At 58.2% G+C, this 17656-nt stretch carries 16 protein-coding genes; 5 read left to right on the top strand and 11 right to left on the bottom strand.

Features of this window, described 5'->3' with window-relative positions:
• Window positions 1–578: 578 nt before the first annotated feature.
• From P1K31_RS19695 to P1K31_RS19660, 8 genes are all read right to left on the bottom strand, one after another.
• Complete coding sequence (locus P1K31_RS19695) at window positions 579–1541, bottom strand: branched-chain amino acid ABC transporter permease (protein ID WP_276306062.1); 963 nt, start codon at window positions 1539–1541, stop codon at window positions 579–581.
• Window positions 1538–2431 carry a branched-chain amino acid ABC transporter permease gene (locus tag P1K31_RS19690; protein ID WP_276306061.1) on the bottom strand — a complete coding sequence of 298 codons (894 nt, stop codon included), beginning with the start codon at window positions 2429–2431 and terminating at the stop codon, window positions 1538–1540. The genes P1K31_RS19695 and P1K31_RS19690 overlap by 4 nt, the downstream gene beginning before the upstream one ends.
• Complete coding sequence (locus P1K31_RS19685) at window positions 2428–3126, bottom strand: ABC transporter ATP-binding protein (RefSeq protein WP_276306060.1); 699 nt, start codon at window positions 3124–3126, stop codon at window positions 2428–2430. Before P1K31_RS19685 ends, P1K31_RS19690 begins: the two co-directional genes overlap by 4 nt.
• A complete protein-coding gene (locus tag P1K31_RS19680) occupies window positions 3126–3878 on the bottom strand; it encodes an ABC transporter ATP-binding protein (RefSeq protein ID WP_276306059.1) in 753 nt (250 codons plus the stop codon). Before P1K31_RS19680 ends, P1K31_RS19685 begins: the two co-directional genes overlap by 1 nt.
• An 18-nt stretch (window positions 3879–3896) precedes the next feature.
• A complete protein-coding gene (locus tag P1K31_RS19675; RefSeq protein WP_276306058.1) occupies window positions 3897–5186 on the bottom strand; it encodes an ABC transporter substrate-binding protein in 1290 nt (429 codons plus the stop codon).
• Between the two features lie 228 nt (window positions 5187–5414).
• Window positions 5415–6155: an SDR family NAD(P)-dependent oxidoreductase gene (locus tag P1K31_RS19670; RefSeq protein ID WP_276306057.1), complete on the bottom strand. Its 741-nt coding sequence runs from the start codon at window positions 6153–6155 to the stop codon at window positions 5415–5417.
• A gap of 198 nt (window positions 6156–6353) precedes the next feature.
• Window positions 6354–7430 carry a zinc-binding dehydrogenase gene (locus P1K31_RS19665; RefSeq protein ID WP_276306056.1) on the bottom strand — a complete coding sequence of 359 codons (1077 nt, stop codon included), beginning with the start codon at window positions 7428–7430 and terminating at the stop codon, window positions 6354–6356.
• Between the two features lie 42 nt (window positions 7431–7472).
• Complete coding sequence (locus tag P1K31_RS19660; protein WP_276306055.1) at window positions 7473–8483, bottom strand: alcohol dehydrogenase catalytic domain-containing protein; 1011 nt, start codon at window positions 8481–8483, stop codon at window positions 7473–7475.
• Between the two features lie 100 nt (window positions 8484–8583).
• Here P1K31_RS19660 and P1K31_RS19655 point away from each other — a divergent pair, with 100 nt between their 5' ends.
• Window positions 8584–9417, top strand: a complete 834-nt coding sequence (locus P1K31_RS19655) for an enoyl-CoA hydratase/isomerase family protein (RefSeq protein ID WP_276306054.1) — start codon at window positions 8584–8586, stop codon at window positions 9415–9417.
• On the opposite strand, the gene P1K31_RS19650 is transcribed toward P1K31_RS19655, so the two are convergent.
• Window positions 9414–11006, bottom strand: coding sequence for a long-chain-fatty-acid--CoA ligase (locus P1K31_RS19650; RefSeq protein ID WP_276306053.1), 1593 nt, complete (start codon window positions 11004–11006; stop codon window positions 9414–9416). The genes P1K31_RS19655 and P1K31_RS19650 overlap by 4 nt on opposite strands.
• A gap of 73 nt (window positions 11007–11079) precedes the next feature.
• Window positions 11080–11520 (bottom strand): acyl-CoA thioesterase, encoded by a 441-nt coding sequence (locus P1K31_RS19645; protein ID WP_276306052.1) that lies wholly within the window; start codon window positions 11518–11520, stop codon window positions 11080–11082.
• Between the two features lie 86 nt (window positions 11521–11606).
• Between P1K31_RS19645 and P1K31_RS19640 the strand changes: the two genes are divergently transcribed.
• Complete coding sequence (locus P1K31_RS19640; RefSeq protein WP_276306051.1) at window positions 11607–12407, top strand: enoyl-CoA hydratase/isomerase family protein; 801 nt, start codon at window positions 11607–11609, stop codon at window positions 12405–12407.
• Window positions 12408–12614: 207 nt separating this feature from the next.
• Here P1K31_RS19640 and P1K31_RS19635 read toward each other — a convergent pair whose 3' ends face one another.
• The gene (locus P1K31_RS19635; protein WP_276306050.1) at window positions 12615–13676 is read right to left on the bottom strand and encodes a 2,3-butanediol dehydrogenase; all 1062 of its coding nucleotides are present in this window, start codon (window positions 13674–13676) and stop codon (window positions 12615–12617) included.
• A gap of 121 nt (window positions 13677–13797) precedes the next feature.
• Between P1K31_RS19635 and P1K31_RS19630 the strand changes: the two genes are divergently transcribed.
• The 3 genes from P1K31_RS19630 (at window position 13798) to P1K31_RS19620 (ending at window position 17554) form a co-directional block, all read left to right on the top strand.
• The gene (locus P1K31_RS19630) at window positions 13798–14550 is read left to right on the top strand and encodes an SDR family NAD(P)-dependent oxidoreductase (RefSeq protein ID WP_276306049.1); all 753 of its coding nucleotides are present in this window, start codon (window positions 13798–13800) and stop codon (window positions 14548–14550) included.
• A gap of 101 nt (window positions 14551–14651) precedes the next feature.
• The gene (locus P1K31_RS19625) at window positions 14652–15803 is read left to right on the top strand and encodes an acyl-CoA dehydrogenase family protein (RefSeq protein WP_276306048.1); all 1152 of its coding nucleotides are present in this window, start codon (window positions 14652–14654) and stop codon (window positions 15801–15803) included.
• Window positions 15804–15907: 104 nt separating this feature from the next.
• Window positions 15908–17554 (top strand): AMP-binding protein, encoded by a 1647-nt coding sequence (locus P1K31_RS19620; protein ID WP_276306047.1) that lies wholly within the window; start codon window positions 15908–15910, stop codon window positions 17552–17554.
• Window positions 17555–17656 lie beyond the last annotated feature (102 nt).

Below are 17656 nucleotides of genomic sequence, written 5' to 3'. Positions count from 1 at the left end.
GAGCGTCGACGAGAACGGTAAGCGCTCAATGCCAGTGCCGATGTTTGACCGAATCCTTGACAGCGGCGGACAAATTGCCTCTCTAACTACACCGTTACGGTGTAACCGCCGGATAGAGCATCTTAAGCGAGCTCACAAGGCGTAATACGATTGATTCGCGTTCGCTTAGCCGAGTGCGCTGAACCACGTTCACGTCATCAAAGCCCCCGTCGAAATCCAGAGGCCCATTCCAAACGAGGGCTCACTCGCGCAAACGAGTACTTTCCCGGTGGACGACTGAAGACATCCGTTTCCGACTCAAGGCCGATGAGGATATCGTGTTCGATGAGATGATTCTCGGTACGGTTGCCCACCGGCGGGCAATCCCCGACAATCGGCCATATATCGTTTAGAAGAGAAATATATTTATAAGATATATAGTTAAGATATTTTATATTTCTTGGGCAACCCGTTGGGTCTTGGTCCAACACGACCGTTAGATCGACCAGTTGAACCCCCGGTCGAAGCGACCTCGTTTAGGCGCCATAGGGTAGTTATCAATCGAGTCGGTAACGAGACGGAGAGGTTATTTGATCAAGTTATCGATCTTCGAGATACTGCCGAATCATGCCGACGATACCATCGGAAGCGAGCAGGATAATGAGGATGAAGACGACCCCGATAAGTATTGTCCCAACGTTCGACAGGTCACGCACACCTTCTCGGAGAAGAACGAGGAAGAATGCACCGATGATGGGTCCGACCAGCGTCGTACTTCCACCGATGATAGTGGCAACGAGCACGTCGACCGACTGCTGCCAGAAGAACAGCCCCGTCGAAACGAATTGATTGTTCATCGTTTGCAGAATGCCGGCGATGCTTGCCAGTGTCCCCGATAGGGCGAACACGGTGAGTTGAACGCGCTTTACCGGATACCCGATGGCGCTGGTCCGGTCGTCGTTTTCCCGGATCGCCCCCATCACCTTTCCGAACGGGGAGTTGAGAACGCGATACATCCCGACCGTGAGTAAGGCGAGTAGTACGAGCGAGATGTAGTATACGTTTTCAGGTCCAGTAACTTTTATCCCGAGAATATCCGGAATCGTAACGATGAGACCGTCATCCCCACCGGTGAATTCAGTCCACCTGAACACGACTTCGTAGAGGAACTGTGCGAATGCGAAGGTGAGCAATGCGAAGTAGATCCCGCGGCCACGGAGTGAGGCGATTCCCATAAACAGGCTGAACACCAAGGCTGCTAGCAGTGCGACGATGACCGGAATCACGAGCGTTCCGGGTTCGAGATGCTCGAACACCAACGCGACTCCGTATGCTCCGAGGCCAAAGAAAGCGGCGTGTCCAAACGACGGGAGATCCGTGAACCCGAACGCGAGGTTGAACGACATGGCGAAGAACGCGAGTATGAATATTCGCGTGAGGAGATTCACCTCGTACGGTCCGATAAACAGCGGAAGCACGAGGAAAGCGATAAACGCAACCGTTCCGCCACCGACGATCGGCCAGTCGACTTCTCGGTCGTCGAAGACGTCGCGAAGGCTCATTCCTCCATCACCCCTTTGACGCCGAATAATCCGCGTGGCTGCAAGAGTAGCACTACGAGGAGAACCGCGATAATCGTGATCCCGCTCAATCGAAACGAGATGTACCTCGCGACGAGGACGTCAATCATTCCCAGTCCGAGCCCAGCCACGACACTACCCCGATAGCTCCCGAGTCCGCCGACGACAACGACGATAAACGCCTGGAGAAGAATTGACGCACCAGTTCCGGGCCCGATTCCACGGATTGGGGTCATCAACGCCCCCGCGAAAGCGGCGATGACAACGCCACTCGCGAACACGTAGGTATAGATTGTAGGGATGTCATTCCCAAAGGCCCGGGCCATCTCCTTGTCAGTGAGACTGGCTCGGATAACGAGGCCGATCCGACTGCGTTCGAGGAACAACCAGACACCTATTATGAGGACGCTTCCAATGGCGACAAGTGCCAGCCGGTAGATCGGGTACGTGCTACCGAACACGAGAACCGATCCGGAGAGCATGTTCGGGATCGCCACGCCCTTCGCCTGCTCACCCCATATGTAGATGACGGCGCCTTCGATCGCTAGTGCAAGACCGACCATGATGAGCAGTTGTGTGATCGGCCCGAAGTCGTACGAGCGCCGCAACAGCAGTCTCTCGGTTAGAATCCCGAGAATAGCGACGATGACGATGGCTCCGGCCACCCCGGCGAAGAATCCGTACCCGGCACTGATAACGGCGAAGACCATGTATCCCCCAAGCATGTAGAAGCCACCGTGTGCGAAGTTGACGACCTCAAGGAAGCCAAAGATGAGCGTCAATCCCATAGCGATGAGGACGAGCATTACACCCCAACTGAGACCATCGAGCAAGGGAGTCACGAACAGCGGAAAGAAGGACAACACGTTCATTGCACCCCCAGGTACTCTTCTTGAAGTGTGAGATCGGATGCGATACTTGCTGCGTCGTCAGAGTGAACGATGTGACCGTTCTCGATGATGTATGCACGGTCTGCCAGTTCGAGCGTCTCATCCGTTTTCTGGTCCGCAATCAACATAGTAATGTCTCTCTGGGAAAGCTCTGATAGCACATCGGCGACGTCATCAACGAGTGAAGGCATCAACCCCTCGAACGGCTCATCGACTAGAACGAGGTCCGGATGGGAGACGAGCGCGCGTCCGATAGCCAACATTTGCTGTTCTCCACCACTCATCGTGCCTGCCTGCTGGTCGACTCGTTCTTCGAGTCGGGGGAACAGGTCAAAGACCTCCTGGAAGCGTTCTTCACGCTGGTCTGGTTCGGTCAGGCCCATCATGAGGTTCTCGGCGACAGTGAGGTTCGCGAAGATGCGACGTCGTTCCGGAATCCAGGCAATCCCGTGGTTGTATACCTTATCTGGTGGCAAACCAATAATATCCGTGCCGCTCATCGTAATCCGTCCCTCGATACGTGGTAGGACCCCCATGATTCCACGACACGTGGTCGTCTTTCCTGCCCCGTTGCGACCGAGCAACGCGATGATCTCGTTGGCCTTGATTTCGAGAGACAAGTCCTGCAAGATGTGACTCTTCCCGTAGTACCCGTTGACGGAGTCAAGTACCAGCATCAATCACCACCTAGGTATACCTTCTGTACCTGTTCATTGTGAGCTATCTCGTCCGGTGTTCCTTCCGTTAAAATTGCTCCCTGATGGAGGACGGTGATCTCTTCGGCGAGGTTCATGATGATGTCGAAGTCGTGTTCGGTAATCACGGTTGTCAGCGAGGGGTCGTTGGAGAGTTCTTGGAGCACGGTCAGCATCTCCCGTCGACCGTCCTGAGACATTCCTGCAATCGGCTCATCGAAGAGGATAACATCGGGGTCCGTTGCGAGGGCGATCCCGATCTCGATCTTCCGCTGGAGACCGTGTGGAAGCTCGCCAGCCATCCGATCACGCTCGTCTGTGAGACCTACGCGCTCTAGTACTCGCTCCGTTTGATCGTTTACGGTCGTCAGATCACTCGCTTTCGACCACATGTTGAACGTCGTCCGATTCGTCTGTGCCGCGATGCGGACGTTATCGAACACCGTACTCTCCTCATAGATATTCGTTGTCTGGTGTGTTTTGACCAGTCCCCGCCGGGCGATTTTGTACTCCGGGTTGCCGGTGATCCGTTCGCCATGGAACTCGACCTCACCGCTCGTTGGTGGCAAGACACCGCTAATGAGATTAAAGAACGTACTCTTTCCGGCTCCATTTGGGCCGATAATCGCTTTGGTCGCCCCGGATTCAATGCCCCAGGAGACGCTATCGACGGCAGTCAGACTCCCAAACCGTTTCGTGAGGTCTTCTGTTCGAAGTACCACTGAATCGTTCATCGTCTACAACATCCACGTTCAGAACTCACACTCGACGTCCTCACACGGAGTTGTGAAATCAGCGCTGTCGAACTTGTCGATGATCTCGTGCGTTCCGAGACCGAGCTCATCGTCGACGCCGGTTACCTGTGCAATGTATAGCGGGGGCGTTCCCTGATGATCGCAGCCGCGGACGGTGTTCTTGCCCCGAGCGGTCTCGAAGGTAAAGTCTTCGAGCGCATCCCTTGCCTCCGACGGAGCGAGAGTGCCGGCTTCGTGGAGCCCCTCACCGAGGAACCGACCAACCATGTACCCTGTCTCCGAGCTATAGTTCGGGGGATGACCATAGGCGTCCTCGAACTCACTGACGAACGTCTGGTTCCGTTCGGTGTCGATCTCGCGCGTATAGAGTAACGGTGTTCGGTAGAGTTCACTGAACTGATCGATGATGTCGGATCCCACCTCCCCTGTTGCGTAGGAAGGCAGACTCTGGTTGCCCATCGGCATGTCGAGGCCGCGGTTAGCTGCCTGGGTGAGGAACGCAGTTGAGCCGCTCCCGGTGATACCGAACAGGAGCCAGTCAGCGTTACTCGACTGAATGCGGCCGATAACGGACTGGAACTGTTGGTTACCGAGTGGAACGGCTGCTTCATCAACGATCTCTCCGCCGGCTTCCTCGATCCCCATGCCAACTGCCTCGCGTGTCGCTTGGCCGTAGCTGTAATCTTGATAGAGGACAAACGCTCTCTCACCGAATTGCTCGGTACACCACCGTCCCGCAAGTGTGCCTGCTTGGTGAGTGTGGGGGTTCGGACGGTACGAGGTCATCTGGCAGTCTTCTCCACTAGTCAGTGCCCTATCGGCCGCTTGAATCATCGAGAAGAGCATGTCCTGGCTCATCGCATATTCACTGAGAACAGAGGCGACGGAACTGCTCGTCGCCCCAGCCATTAAGTCGATGTCCTCTTGCTGAACCAGTCGACGTGCCTCCGAGAGTCCCGTATCCGGGTCCGTCTCTGTATCACCGGAGACGATTTCCAGTGTTGTGTCCGGGAGGTACTTGTCGGATCCGTTGATCTTATCGACTGCGAACTGAAGCCCTTCCCGCTGGAATTCCCCAGCGAAACCGTACGCCCCTGAAAGTGGGGCTAACAGTCCGATCGTGATCGTTTCTGGGAGACCATCGCCACCGCCGCCACCGCCGCCATTGCCGGTGATACCGGTACATCCCGCCAGGAGCGATATCGTGCTACCTGCGCCAAGTGATTTGAGAACGGTCCGCCTGCTGGACCCTTCGGACCTTGTATTGCGTACCATGTGAGCGTCCACCAGTGGTTTCCAACAACATACGTATAAATGTATTTGTAATTTATTTTATATTTGTACGTCTAAATGTAGTGGTAGGGTAGTAAGGTCAGCGACTTGCGTGTCACGGAAGTCGGCATCTTGGGCCACAACCGCTACTCATCTTCCCTGATAAGTTAACGTGTCCCTCTTGGTTTATTGAAATTGATCAGTGTGATCGTGTTCCTGCTTGTAGCCCCGGTTCAGAGCTTCCTATACGTATCCACCGTCGACTTTGAGTGCACGTCCCGTCACAAACGAGGCGTCGTCGCTCGCGAGAAAGGCGACGCAGGCAGCCACCTCCTCGGGTTGTCCGTGGCGGTTGAGCGCGTTCTTTTCGCGCATTGTCTCCCTGATCCCCTCGCCGTAGAACGTCCGGAACATAGGGGTCTCGATAGTGCCCGGACAAATCGCGTTGATTCGGATGCCATCCCGACCCAACTCTTGGGCCACCGAGCGACTGAAGTGGAGTACTGCGGCCTTCGTCATCGCGTACGTCGTGATTCCGGCCGGCACCCACCCGGCCATCGACGAAGTGTTGACGATTGCTCCACCCCCCTGTTCACGCATTATCGGGATAACCGCATGACACCCGTTCCAGACACCGTTGATGTTGACATCAACGAGTCGATCGCGATGCTCCACCGAGCTCTCCGCGAACGACTGAGCCTCGCCGACGCCGGCGTTGTTGAACAGAACATCCACCCCACCGTACCGATCGGCGGTCGCTTCGAGCGCATCCTCGAATGCCTCGTAGTCCCGCACGTCGAGTCCGTGGAAAATCGCTTCGCCGCCGGATTCACTCACCATCCCGACGGTGTCGCGACCACCGTCAGCGTCCAAGTCGGTGACGACGACGGTTGAACCTTCCTCGGCGAACCTAACCGCCGTAGCGCGACCGATCCCGGATGCTCCACCCGTGATGAAGACGGTCTTATCATTGAGTCCACGCATGGTGCCACTGTCTCATTCATCCAACATAGAGTTACGGCCCTCGGTCGGACGGTGTCCAGTCAGTAGTCTATGTTACTGTCGGTGAGTAGCTCACGTTCTGCTTCACTATCGATCGCATTCAATACAGACTGACTACGGCAAGTTTCTCGATGCATCGGCGGATCGCCTCGAGTGCTCTGGTCGGATGTTCGACGCGTTCTAAGATTCGATCAGTAGCTTCACCGCGTCCTGTTCGGGATCGAGGAGCACTTCGAACGCCGTTTCGATCTCCGAAAGTGGATGTACGTCGCTAATCATCGGTTCGGGATCGAGACGACCGTCGGCAAGCATCTCCAGTACGGCGGGAAACTCCCCCCGATCGCGCTGGTGGCCGCCGCGAAACGCGAACGACCCGACGACGGTCCGTTCCGCCTGCATCACGTCGTTTGGGTGTATGGTCGCCTCCTCGACGAATACCCCCAGGACCGCAGTCGTACTACCGTACGCGCCGCTCCGGATCGCCTGAGTGAGCGTTTCGCTGCGACCTACCGCCTCGATGGTGATGTCAGCACCACCGTCCGTGCGCTCCCGAACGAAGGTGACCGGGTCAGTCTCGGTAGGATCCACGACTGCGTCCGCTCCCATCGCGAGTGCTGCCTCGCGGCGTGCCGCACGGGGTTCACTGACGACGATATCCCGCGCGCCAGCGGCGGCCGCCAAGCCAACGATACCGAGACCGATAGCACCTGCTCCGAAAATAACTGTCGTGTCCCCCGCTCTTAGCCCGGACTGGCGGACGCCATGGAGAGCGACGCTGAGGGGTTCAGTCAGCGCGGCATGTCGCGCCGAGACCGCCTCAGGAACGACGACTGTCGTCGACGCGGGAACGACGATAGAGTCGGCGAACCCCGGAGTCGCGACCGGACCGGTGATCCGTTCACAGAGGTGGTATTCTCCATCGGCACAGTACCGACAGTCGTCACACGGGAGGATGAGACAGAGTGTGACACGGTCGCCTGTCACGACTCGATCGACCCCGTCGCCGATCTCGGTCACGGTCCCGACGATCTCGTGCCCCATTGGCATCGGTAGGTGATCGTCCCACTCCGATTCCGGGATTCGGTGTTCTCGGTCTTCGGCACGAATCGGAGCGGGACCATGCTTGTACTCGTGGAGATCAGAGCCACAGACGCCACAGTACTCGATATCGATACGTACCGTTCCAGGACGAACAGGTCGAGGGGCGACCTCGTCGACGGAAAGATCCTCCAGTCCGTGCAGGCGGGCCAGACGCATACTCGTTCGAACGGGGTATCGTCACAAAAACGTATGGACTCGTCAGGGCGTGACGACGAGCTTCCCGAACACCGACCGATCGTTCATGTCGGCGAATGCTTGACTCGTTTGGTCGAGTGTGTACGTCTCGTTCACCACGGGATCGAGGTCGCCGGCAGCGATGAGATCGACGAGTTGTTCGAGGTCGGTTTGAGTCCCCATCGTGTTTCCGAGGACTCGCTTCTGATTCAGGAACAGGTCCCCGAGCGTCAGTTCGGAGGTAGGGCCGGCCGTCTGTCCACAGATGACCATTCGGCCGCCGCGCCGGAGGACGTTCAACCCAACATCGGAAAACGGACCTCCGAGGTGGTTGAGAGTCGCATCGACTCGGCTAATCTCGACGACGGCCGATCGGATCTCGTCAGGGTCGCCCGACTCGATTGTGTAATCGACACCGAGGTCCTCAAGTCGGTCCAGTTTCTGCTTCGATGTCGATGTCCCGATGGAGCGAGCGCCGATCGCGTCGATCAGCTGGATCGCTGCCACCCCGACGCCCCCGGTCGCCCCCGGAACGAACACGAGATCACCAACCCCGACCTCGGCCTGTTTGAGCATCCGAAGCGCCGTCATGTAGGCGACGGGGAGGGCAGCCGCGTCGACGAGATCGACGTCGTCCGGAAGGTGAACGAGTCGGTCCGCCTGCACGGACGCCTGCTCCGCGAGCCCACCGTGATACAGGCTAAACCGCTTACAGTGACTCTCCGGTCCCTCCCTACAGTACCGACAAGAGCCACAAGTTTCGTTGGGACAGAGAAGTACCCTGTCGCCCGGTTCGACGTTGTGAACGTCGGCGCCGACGGCAGTGACCGTCCCTGCGACATCCATCCCAGCGACAAACGGGAGGTCGTCCTCGCCGATCCAGAGGTCGCCATTCAGGATCCAGAGGTCGTGGTGGTTGATCGAGCAGGCACCGACATCAACGATTGCCTCGTCGGGTTCGGGATCAGGGTCGTCGAACGGCTCTACGGAGACGTGTTCCGGGCTGCCAAACCCGGTAAAGGCTGCTGCACGCACGAGACGACGGAAGACCACACCCCACAAATAGGTGTGGGTCCGACCGATTGATCCTCACGAACCGAACAGTTTTGACACTCGAACTGCACTATCGACGTGCATGCCAGACACTGTCAAGTACGAGGTCAGGGAAGACGCCACCGCCCACATCACGTTGGACAGACCCGACAAAATGAATGCACTCAGTGGTACACTCATCACGGAACTGCGTGATGGAATCGAACGGGCCGAGGACGACGACGACGTCCGTGTCGTCGTCCTGACCGGCGCCGGCGACGCTGCGTTCTCCGCCGGATACGACATCGAACCGGGCGACAACGCGGACGACCCTGTCCCGACAGTCGATAGCCTGCTAGACAAGTTCGAGGACTCAACGGTACACGTTCACGCGATCTGGGAGTGTAATAAGCCGGTCATCGCAGCCGTGAACGGATATTGCCTTGCCGGTGGAAGCGACATCGCGATGGCCTGTGACCTGGTTATCGCCTCGGAAGATGCCCAGTTCGGCTACCCGGGACTGCGCATGGCTGGCGTCCCACCGACGCTCGTGTACCCCTTCGTGATGAATCTCCACGAAGCCAAGGAACTGCTGTTCTCCGGGAAGGTGGTCGATGCCGAGCGTGCGAAGGACCTCGGGATGGTCAACAGAGTCGTCCCCGACGATGAACTGTTCGACGCCGTAGCAAACGAGGTCGAAGAAATCCGAAAGATGCCGGGGAACAACGTTCGCATCCTCAAACATGTCGTCAATGGGGTCGCCGAGATGCAGGGGGCCAAGCCGATGTTCAAGTACAGTGAACTGTTAGACACACTGGGTCACCATACGGAGTACGGAAAAGAGTACTATCGAATCGCAGAATCGGAAGGTATCGAAGCGGCACTCGAGTACATGAACGAACGGAATAAAGGAATGGAAAATCCGGACTCGGATTAGTCGGTAGCCGTGTCCGCGTCACTCTCGCGGAGCTTGAACTTCTGAATCTTCCCACTCGGGTTGCGCGGGAGTTCCTCGATAACGTAGTATTCTCGGGGGCGCTTGAAATCCGCGAGTCCATCGTGGTCCCGGCAGAATGCGTCGAGCGTGTCGGCGTCGAGGTCTTCGTCACCAACCACGTATGCGACCACGCGCTCGCCCCACTCGTCGTCCTCCTCGCCGATCACTGCCGCTGCTTCGACGGCGTCGTGCTCGTAGAGGACGTTCTCTATCTCCGTCGGGTAGATGTTCTCGCCACCGGAGATGATCATGTCGTCGATCCGATCGACGAGGAAGAGGTAGCCGTCCTCGTTGAAATAGCCCGCGTCACCCGTGAAGAACCAGCCGTCACGAATCGCGTTCCCCGTCTTTTCGGGGCGGTTCCAGTACTCGCTCATCATTGGAGGACCTTGGAGAATGATTTCACCGGTATCTCCCTGCGGAACGGTGTCGCGGGGAGTAACGGGATCAGCAGGACACTCAGTCTCCGTCGGTTCGACGATCCTGACTTCGTGGTTGGGGGCGGCCCGCCCAACGCTTCCCAGTTGGTCGCGGACCTCGTCCGGTCGGATGAACGTCGCACAGGGCCCCATCTCCGTCATGCCGTAAGCCGTCGCGTAATCCTCACAGAAGACCTCCATGCACCGCTCAAGCAGCGTGGGCGGCATCGGTGCCGCACCGTAGACCCCGAGGCCGAGGGACCCCCCGTCGAAGTCGTCCATCGTCTCGGCCGCCGCGAGCAACTCCGACCAGGTTCGGGAGGCGACGAACAGGTGGGTCGCTCGTTCATTATCTACCGCTTCTAGGACGCGCTCGGCGTCGAACTGGTGAAGGACGACCGTCTTGGCGCCGAGGTTCACCCGTGGAAACAATCCGCAGTTGAGTTCGGCGTTGTGGTAGAGAGGCATCGCCGACACTCCCACGTCCTCGTAGTCGAGGTCCATCCGACCGAGGTACATCAAGTTGTGGTAGGTCGCGTCTCGGTGGGAGTGGACGACACCTTTCGGGCGACCGGTGGTGCCGGAGGTGTACATGATGGCGTACTGGTCCTCCGATTTGACATCTATCTCGATGGGTGCAGTGCTCGCGTTTGCGACCGCACTGTGAAACCCCTCGGCGTACTTGGGCGTCGCCTCGACGTCATCGTCGACGTAGAGATATCTGTCGACCGTATCGAACTGGTCAAGCGCGCCCTCGACGGTGTCGCGCGTCACTTCCTCGAACAGTAGGACCGTCGATGCGGAATCGTTGAGGATGTAGGCGACCTCGCCGGGGGCGAGACGATAGTTGATGGGATTGAATACGGCACCGGCGCGGAGGAGGCCGAACACCGCAACCGCGAACTCCGCGGAATTGTGCATGAGAAGCGAGACGCGGTCGCCTTTCTCTACACCTGCCTCCCGGAGCGCATTGGCGAACCGCGTGACTCGTTCGTCAAATTCCTCGTAGGTCCATCGAATGTTCTTACGAGGGTACACAATCGCTTCTCGATCCAGATACTTCCGCGTAGTCCTTGTCAACGTTTCCGGAACCGTGGGAAGGTAAGCCATGTCGAACAACTGGGAGGGACGGCCTGTTAGAGTTTTCGTCTGGTCCAGTTTGCTGGAAATCGTTTATCTTCGTTCAGCTCTCGGCCACAGTGCCGTCCTCTTCGGATAGGTCCTCGTGCTCCACGATAGACATCCGCCAGAGGTCCGGGAGTGGACAGGCCGTATCGTTCTCGCTGTCGAGCGAAACCTGAACAGTTCTCGCCGTCGCAGCGGCTTCGCCGTCGTCGAGAAAGCGATATTCAAGGGGGAAACTCGTTCGACCGAGTTGGGGGACGCGAACCTGAACCGTCAGTCCCCCACCGTACCGAACCTGACGTTTGAACTCAATATGGCTACTGACAACCGCCATCTCAAGATCGTCGAGACCGACGTTGAGAACGTCGCCGAAGTAATCGGTTCGAGCTTGCTCCATGTAAGTCGCGTACATCGCGTTGTTGACGTGGCCCATGTGGTCGAGATCACGGACTCGTACCTGTAGTTCCGTCTCGTACCTGAACTCGGTATCGTCAAACATACGAAACGGTATCGATAGATGAACTATTTAGAGATTTCCCCTCCACACGAACCTTTATTATCCGTTCTATCGACGGTCGACTCGTCATGCGGGAGTACGACCACCTGGACGTGAGTCTCTCTGACGACGTCCTGACGATCGAGATCGACCGCCCGGACAACCTCAACGCCGTCAACGACCCCCTACACGCGGAGCTGTCGACGGTGTTCGACGACGCCTACGAGATGGACGCCCGGGTTGTGGTTCTGACCGGAAAGGGTGACGCGTTCTCGGCTGGCGGAGACGTCAACTGGATGAAGGACAACATCGAGAACCCCGAGAACTTCCACAAGACGATCCGGGAGGGGGAGCAGATCGTCGAGTCCATCGTCAATCTCGAGAAGCCTATCATCGCGAAGGTCAACGGCGACGCGACCGGACTCGGTGCGACGCTGGCGCTGTTCTGCGACATCGTTATGATGAGCGATGATGCCCGAATCGGGGACCCGCACGTGAAGGTAGCGCTCGTCGCCGGTGACGGCGGGGCCGTCATCTGGCCGTTATTGACTAGTCTCAATAAGGCGAAGGAACTGTTGATGACTGGCGACCTGATTTCGGCGAAGGAAGCCGAAGAACTGGGGCTCGTCAACCATGTCGTTCCGGCGGAGGAACTCGACGAGCGAACCGCCGAGATGATCGACAAGCTTGCGTCCGGGCCGCAGACGGCGATCCAGTTCACGAAGAAGACGCTCAATAGCTGGCTCGAACTCGGCAACACCATCGCGCTGCAGCGGGGAATCGCGCTCGAGGCCGTCGGGCAGCAACACCCCGACCACGAGGAGGCGGTCGATGCGTTCCTCGAGCGCCGGCGTCCGAACTTCCCGAGTGGGCGACCCCCGGAGAAGTGACCGGTAGGCGTTTCCGGCCCGCCGTTCGATAGTTTAAACAGAGTCCGCCGACTCTAGTGACGCTATTGGTGGATACGACGCGGCTCATTCTGTTCGCCGTGATCCCGCCCATGGCGACTTTTGACCGTTAATTGAGAGGTTCTGAAAAACGAGCGACCACAGACCGTACTGAGGTGACGGCCGTGGCGACACGTGTCGATCTTGGTCCTACACCTCGACGAGTATCTTGATGTCATCGCTCTCCGGGTCTCGAAGCGATTCGAATCCAGTGACGATATCGCTAAGCGAGATCACGCTGGTCACGAGCTGGTCGGGAGCAAGCTGCCCGTCCGCGAACATTTTTGTGACGGCTTGAAACTCGCCGTCAGCACGGTCGTTCGCTAGGTAGGACATCGTTCCTCGAACGGTTCGTTCAGCCATGACGATGCTGTTCGGGTGTGTCTCGACGGTGTCCTCGAATACGCTGACGACGACGACGGTCCCGTCCCGTTTAGTGCTCGAGATTGCAGCGTTGTACGTCTGCTCGATGCCGGCTACCTCGAACGCGGCGTCCGTGCCGCCGTCCGTGGCTGCCTTCACCCGTCGCACCGCGTCGCTCTCGATCGGGTTGATCGTCATAGCACCGAAATCACCAGCCAATTCTCGTCGAGCGGCGCGCGGTTCCACCACGAATACATCGGTCGTACCGGCAGCGTGGAGTACCTGGACGATCGCCAGTCCGATGGGCCCGCTCCCGTATACTGCCACGGAGTCGCCAACTGTCAGCTCTGCCCGCCGAACGGCGTGAAGCGCTACGCTGAATGGTTCAATCAGCGCCCCTTGTTGGGGAGGCACCGACTCCGGCAAGGGAACGACGTTCTCGGCAGGTATGACCGATCGTTCGGCGAATCCGCCACCATCGGCCGAGACGCCGATGAGCGCGATCGACGCACACAGGTGGCGCTTTCCCGCAGCACAGAATCGACAGTTCCCACACGACTGGATCGGGTTGACCGTGACGGTGTCACCGACGGAGAGATTGGTGACATCGCGGCCGACTTCGCTTATCCTGCCGGCGAACTCATGACCCATCCGGAGTGGGAGGGATACGCCGGTCATCGGGTGGGGGGCGTTAGGGACGAAAATCGGTCCCGCGGTGTACTCGTGGAGATCCGAGCCACAGATACCACACGCGGCGACGTCGACGAGAACATCCCCGGGACCGACGCGATCGGCGTCGACTGTCTCGACGCGAACGTCCTCCTGGCCGTAGTAGAGCGCTGCCTTCATGACGTTAGTATCTGAACTGATTAATGGTAACTGTTTGGTCCGATAGGAGTTCCATCCGTCGCGTCAGCGCCGAGCGCTATGGCCTTCGGCTTTATCATCCCCGACAGCGATTCGCTATTCGATGTCAGCAGATCACACAGCCGTCGTTACCGGCGGCGCCTCGGGTATCGGTCGCGAAATCTGTCGAGCGTTCGGTGAAGTTGGAGTGAACGTCGTCGTCGCGGACGTTCGGGAGGAACCATACGAGGACGTCCCGTCCGTCGCCGACCTGTTTGAGTCGCTCGACGGCGAAGTGGTTCACGTGCAGACGGACGTGACCGACGAGGAGACAGTCGATTCGATGTTTGAGTCAGCAGTGCAGCGGTTCGGACACGTAGACATTCTTGTCAACAACGCCGGTATCGCTCGGTTCGGTTCCGTTACTGAGACATCGACCGAGGACTGGCACGCGGAACTCGCCGTGAATCTGACCGGCGTATTCTACTGCTGCAAACACGGCGTTCCGTTGCTTACACGGAACGAACACTCCGCGATCGTCAACATCTCGAGTCTATACGGTATCCGTGGTGGTGTTGGAAACTTCGGATATAGCGTTACGAAAGGGGGTGTCGCGGCGGCGACCAAACAACTGGCCGCGGACTTCGCTGCCGACGGTCTGCGCACCAACGCTGTCGTCCCAGGATTCATTGACACACGGATGTTCCACGAGGACACCCCTGACGGAACAGAACAGTACGCGGTCAGGCACACGCCACAGAATCGTCTCGGTGACCCGGTAGAGGTAGCCCGAGTCGTCCGGTTTTTAGCCAGTGACAACGCCAGTTTCGTCAATGGGCAGATCCTCCCCGTTGACGGCGGTTTTACAGTTATTTGAGACGTCGGTCAGCGATTGTATTAATTCGTTTGAACGCACCGCAACTTCCCGAACCATTGAGAGGAGTTACTATATACCAGGCACCGAAAGACACGGTGACAATGACAGGGAGCCTGTCTGCGGAACACGAAGCCGTTCGCAACGCCGTTCGCGAGTTCGCTGAAGGGGAGATTGCCCCGGTTGCGAGGGAGTACGACGAACCGGGCGAGGTTCAGTTCCCGTGGGAGATCTTTAAGAAGTCCGCCGAACTGGATTTCCTCGCCCCGCACTACCCGGAGAAGTACGGCGGTTCTGGAATGGATTTCCTCTCGACGATCATCGTCCACGAGGAGTTCAACAGGGCGGACCCAGGAATCGGGACTGCCGTACTCTCCGGCAAGTTCGGCACCGAGATGATCCTTGAATACGGCGACGGGAGACAGAAGGAGGAGTTCGTTGAACCAGTTCTCGCGGGGGAGATGGCCTGTGGGACGTCTATCAGCGAACCCAATGCGGGAAGCGACGTCGCGGGAATGCGGACGACTGCCGAGAGAGAGGGCAACGAGTACGTTCTCAACGGGTCGAAGACGTGGGCCAGCACGAGTCCGGTCGCGGACTTCATGGTCGTCATGGCGAAGACGACGCCTGACGCCGGACATGGGGGTATTAGTGCGTTCATCGTCCCTACGGAGACGGAGGGGTTCACTATCGAGAAGGATATCCCGAAGATGGGACTTCGGGCCAGTCCAACAGCGGAGATCAGCATCTCTGACGCGCGTGTGCCCGAGGTGAACCTCGTCGGCACGGAGGACGAGGGGTTCTATCAGCTGATGGAATTTTTCAACGAGAACCGCATCATGGTCGCCGCGAATGCACTTGGCGCTGCCGCAGGCGCGTATCGCCACGCATACGAATACGCTCACGAACGGGAAGCGTTCGGACAGCGAATCGCCGACTTCCAAGGGCTTCAGTGGATGCTCGCCGACATGGCGACGAAAGTCGAGACGGCCCGCTCGACGATCTACCGGGCGGCAAACCAACACATGGCAGGTGAGGACCCGCGACAGCTCGCCTCGATCGCGAAGTACTATGCGAGCGAAATCTGTGAAGACGTCTGTTCAGATGCCATTCAAATCCATGGCGGCTACGGGTACACGCGGGACTTCCCCGTCGAGAAGTTCTACCGCGACTCGCGCGTCCAGAAGATCGTCGAGGGGACCAGCCAGATCCAAAAGAACATCATCTACGGCAGCATCGACCCGAACGACCTGTAACGCCGCCGGTTGAGGTCGTATTGCCGACGTCAGCGACGACGCCCCACGACGTGCGTTGTTAGCGGACCACAAATTCTATCACCCCTATCTATGGATACAGAGATATGGGTGTCATCGAAGACGTAACCCCGCAGCGGCTTTCAGAGGAACACCGGAATCGCTACCACGAACGGGGTGCCTGGGGCGACGAAACGCTAGTCGACATGTTCGACGCGGCCGTCGAGGAGCATCCGGAGTCGGTTATCGCCGGCCCTCGACGAACGGTAACGTATCGTGAACTGGCCGACGAAGTGCGGCGCGTGAGTGCTGGTCTCCAGAAGCTAGGTATCGAAGCCGGAGACATCGTATCGTATCAGCTTCCCAACTGGACCTGTGCGAGCGCCGTTCATCTCGCTATCTCCTACGTCGGCGCCGTTGCGAACCCGATTGTCCCGATCTATCGGCGCAGCGAGGTCTCATACATCCTCGGTGACGCTCAGTCGAAGTGTATCGTCGTTCCCGAGAAGTTCAGGGGGTTCGACTACCCCGAGATGATCGCAGGGGTGGTCCCCGACGTGCCGGACCTAGAACACGTTGTCGTCGTCGGAAATGCTCCCGAGATACACGACGATGTCGAGTCTGCAGCCTACGATGACCTTACGGTGACCGAGAGTGACTACACTCGACCGACACTCGAAGCGGACGACATCCACGCCCTTCTATACACGAGCGGGACGACTGGAGACCCGAAAGGTGTTCTTCACACACACAACACGACTCTGTTCGAGTTGCGGCGGACCGTCGAACTCCTTGGCTTATCGTGGGAGACGACCGTATTCATGCCGTCGCCGGTCACCCACGTGACGGGAATGCTGTACGCGCTCGAACTCCCGTACACCCGCGGGATGGACTTAGTGATGATGGACCAGTGGGACGCGGCGGAAGCAATCGAGCTCGTCGAGGAGTACGATTGTAATATGACCATCGGTGCAACGCCATTTCTACAGGGGATGACCGAAGAAGTATCAGAGGACTGGGACTCTTCACTCCGGCTCTTCGGGTGCGGAGGTGCGGACATTCCGCCAAAGCTAATTCGTGAGGCGACGGATGCCCTCGATTGCACCGTCCAGCGGGTGTACGGTTCCACTGAATTTCCCACGGCGACGTGGTCACCGTTAGATGCCCCCCTTGAGAAATTCGCCGAAACCGACGGTCCTCCTGCCCCAGCTGTCGAAGCAAAAATCGTCGACCTCGACACGGGTGAGGAATTACCCACCGGTCAGAAGGGTGAGCTTCTGGCACACGGTCCTGAACTCATGGTCGGGTATCTCGGAGACGACTACAACGACGAGGCGTTCGACGGGAGGTGGTTCAAGACCGGCGATCTGGCAGTGGTGGACGAGGACGGGTACATCGAGATCACCGGTCGAAAGAAAGACATCATCATCCGCGGCGGCGAGAACATCCCCATCAAAGACGTCGAGGATCGACTCTACGAACACCCCGCGATCGCGGAGGTCGCCGTCGTCGCGATGCCAGACCGTGAGATGCAGGAGAAGGGGTGTGCCTACGTGACGGTCAGAGAGGGCTACGAGTTCACCTTCGAAGACATGACTGAGTATCTGGACGAGCAGGGGATCGCGAAGCAAAAGTATCCCGAGCGTCTCGAGATAATCGACGAGTTCCCGAAGACCACGAGCGGCAAAATCCAGAAGAACGTCCTTCGCGAGCGAATCGCCGGTGAACTCGGCATGGATCCCGTAACGCGCTGAGGCAATATCGTCCGAGGGTCTACCCTTCCGCGGATTTCCCGGTGGACGACTGCTGGTTCATCAGACTGATACCTTTTTGCACTCCGCAGTCATACCGATGGT

The organism is Halomarina halobia (genome assembly GCF_029338575.1).
GTDB classification, from domain to species: Archaea; Halobacteriota; Halobacteria; order Halobacteriales; family Haloarculaceae; genus Halomarina; species Halomarina halobia.
Note: the sequence above shows the minus strand (reverse complement) of the source record. Positions and strands in the feature narration are given on the sequence as shown.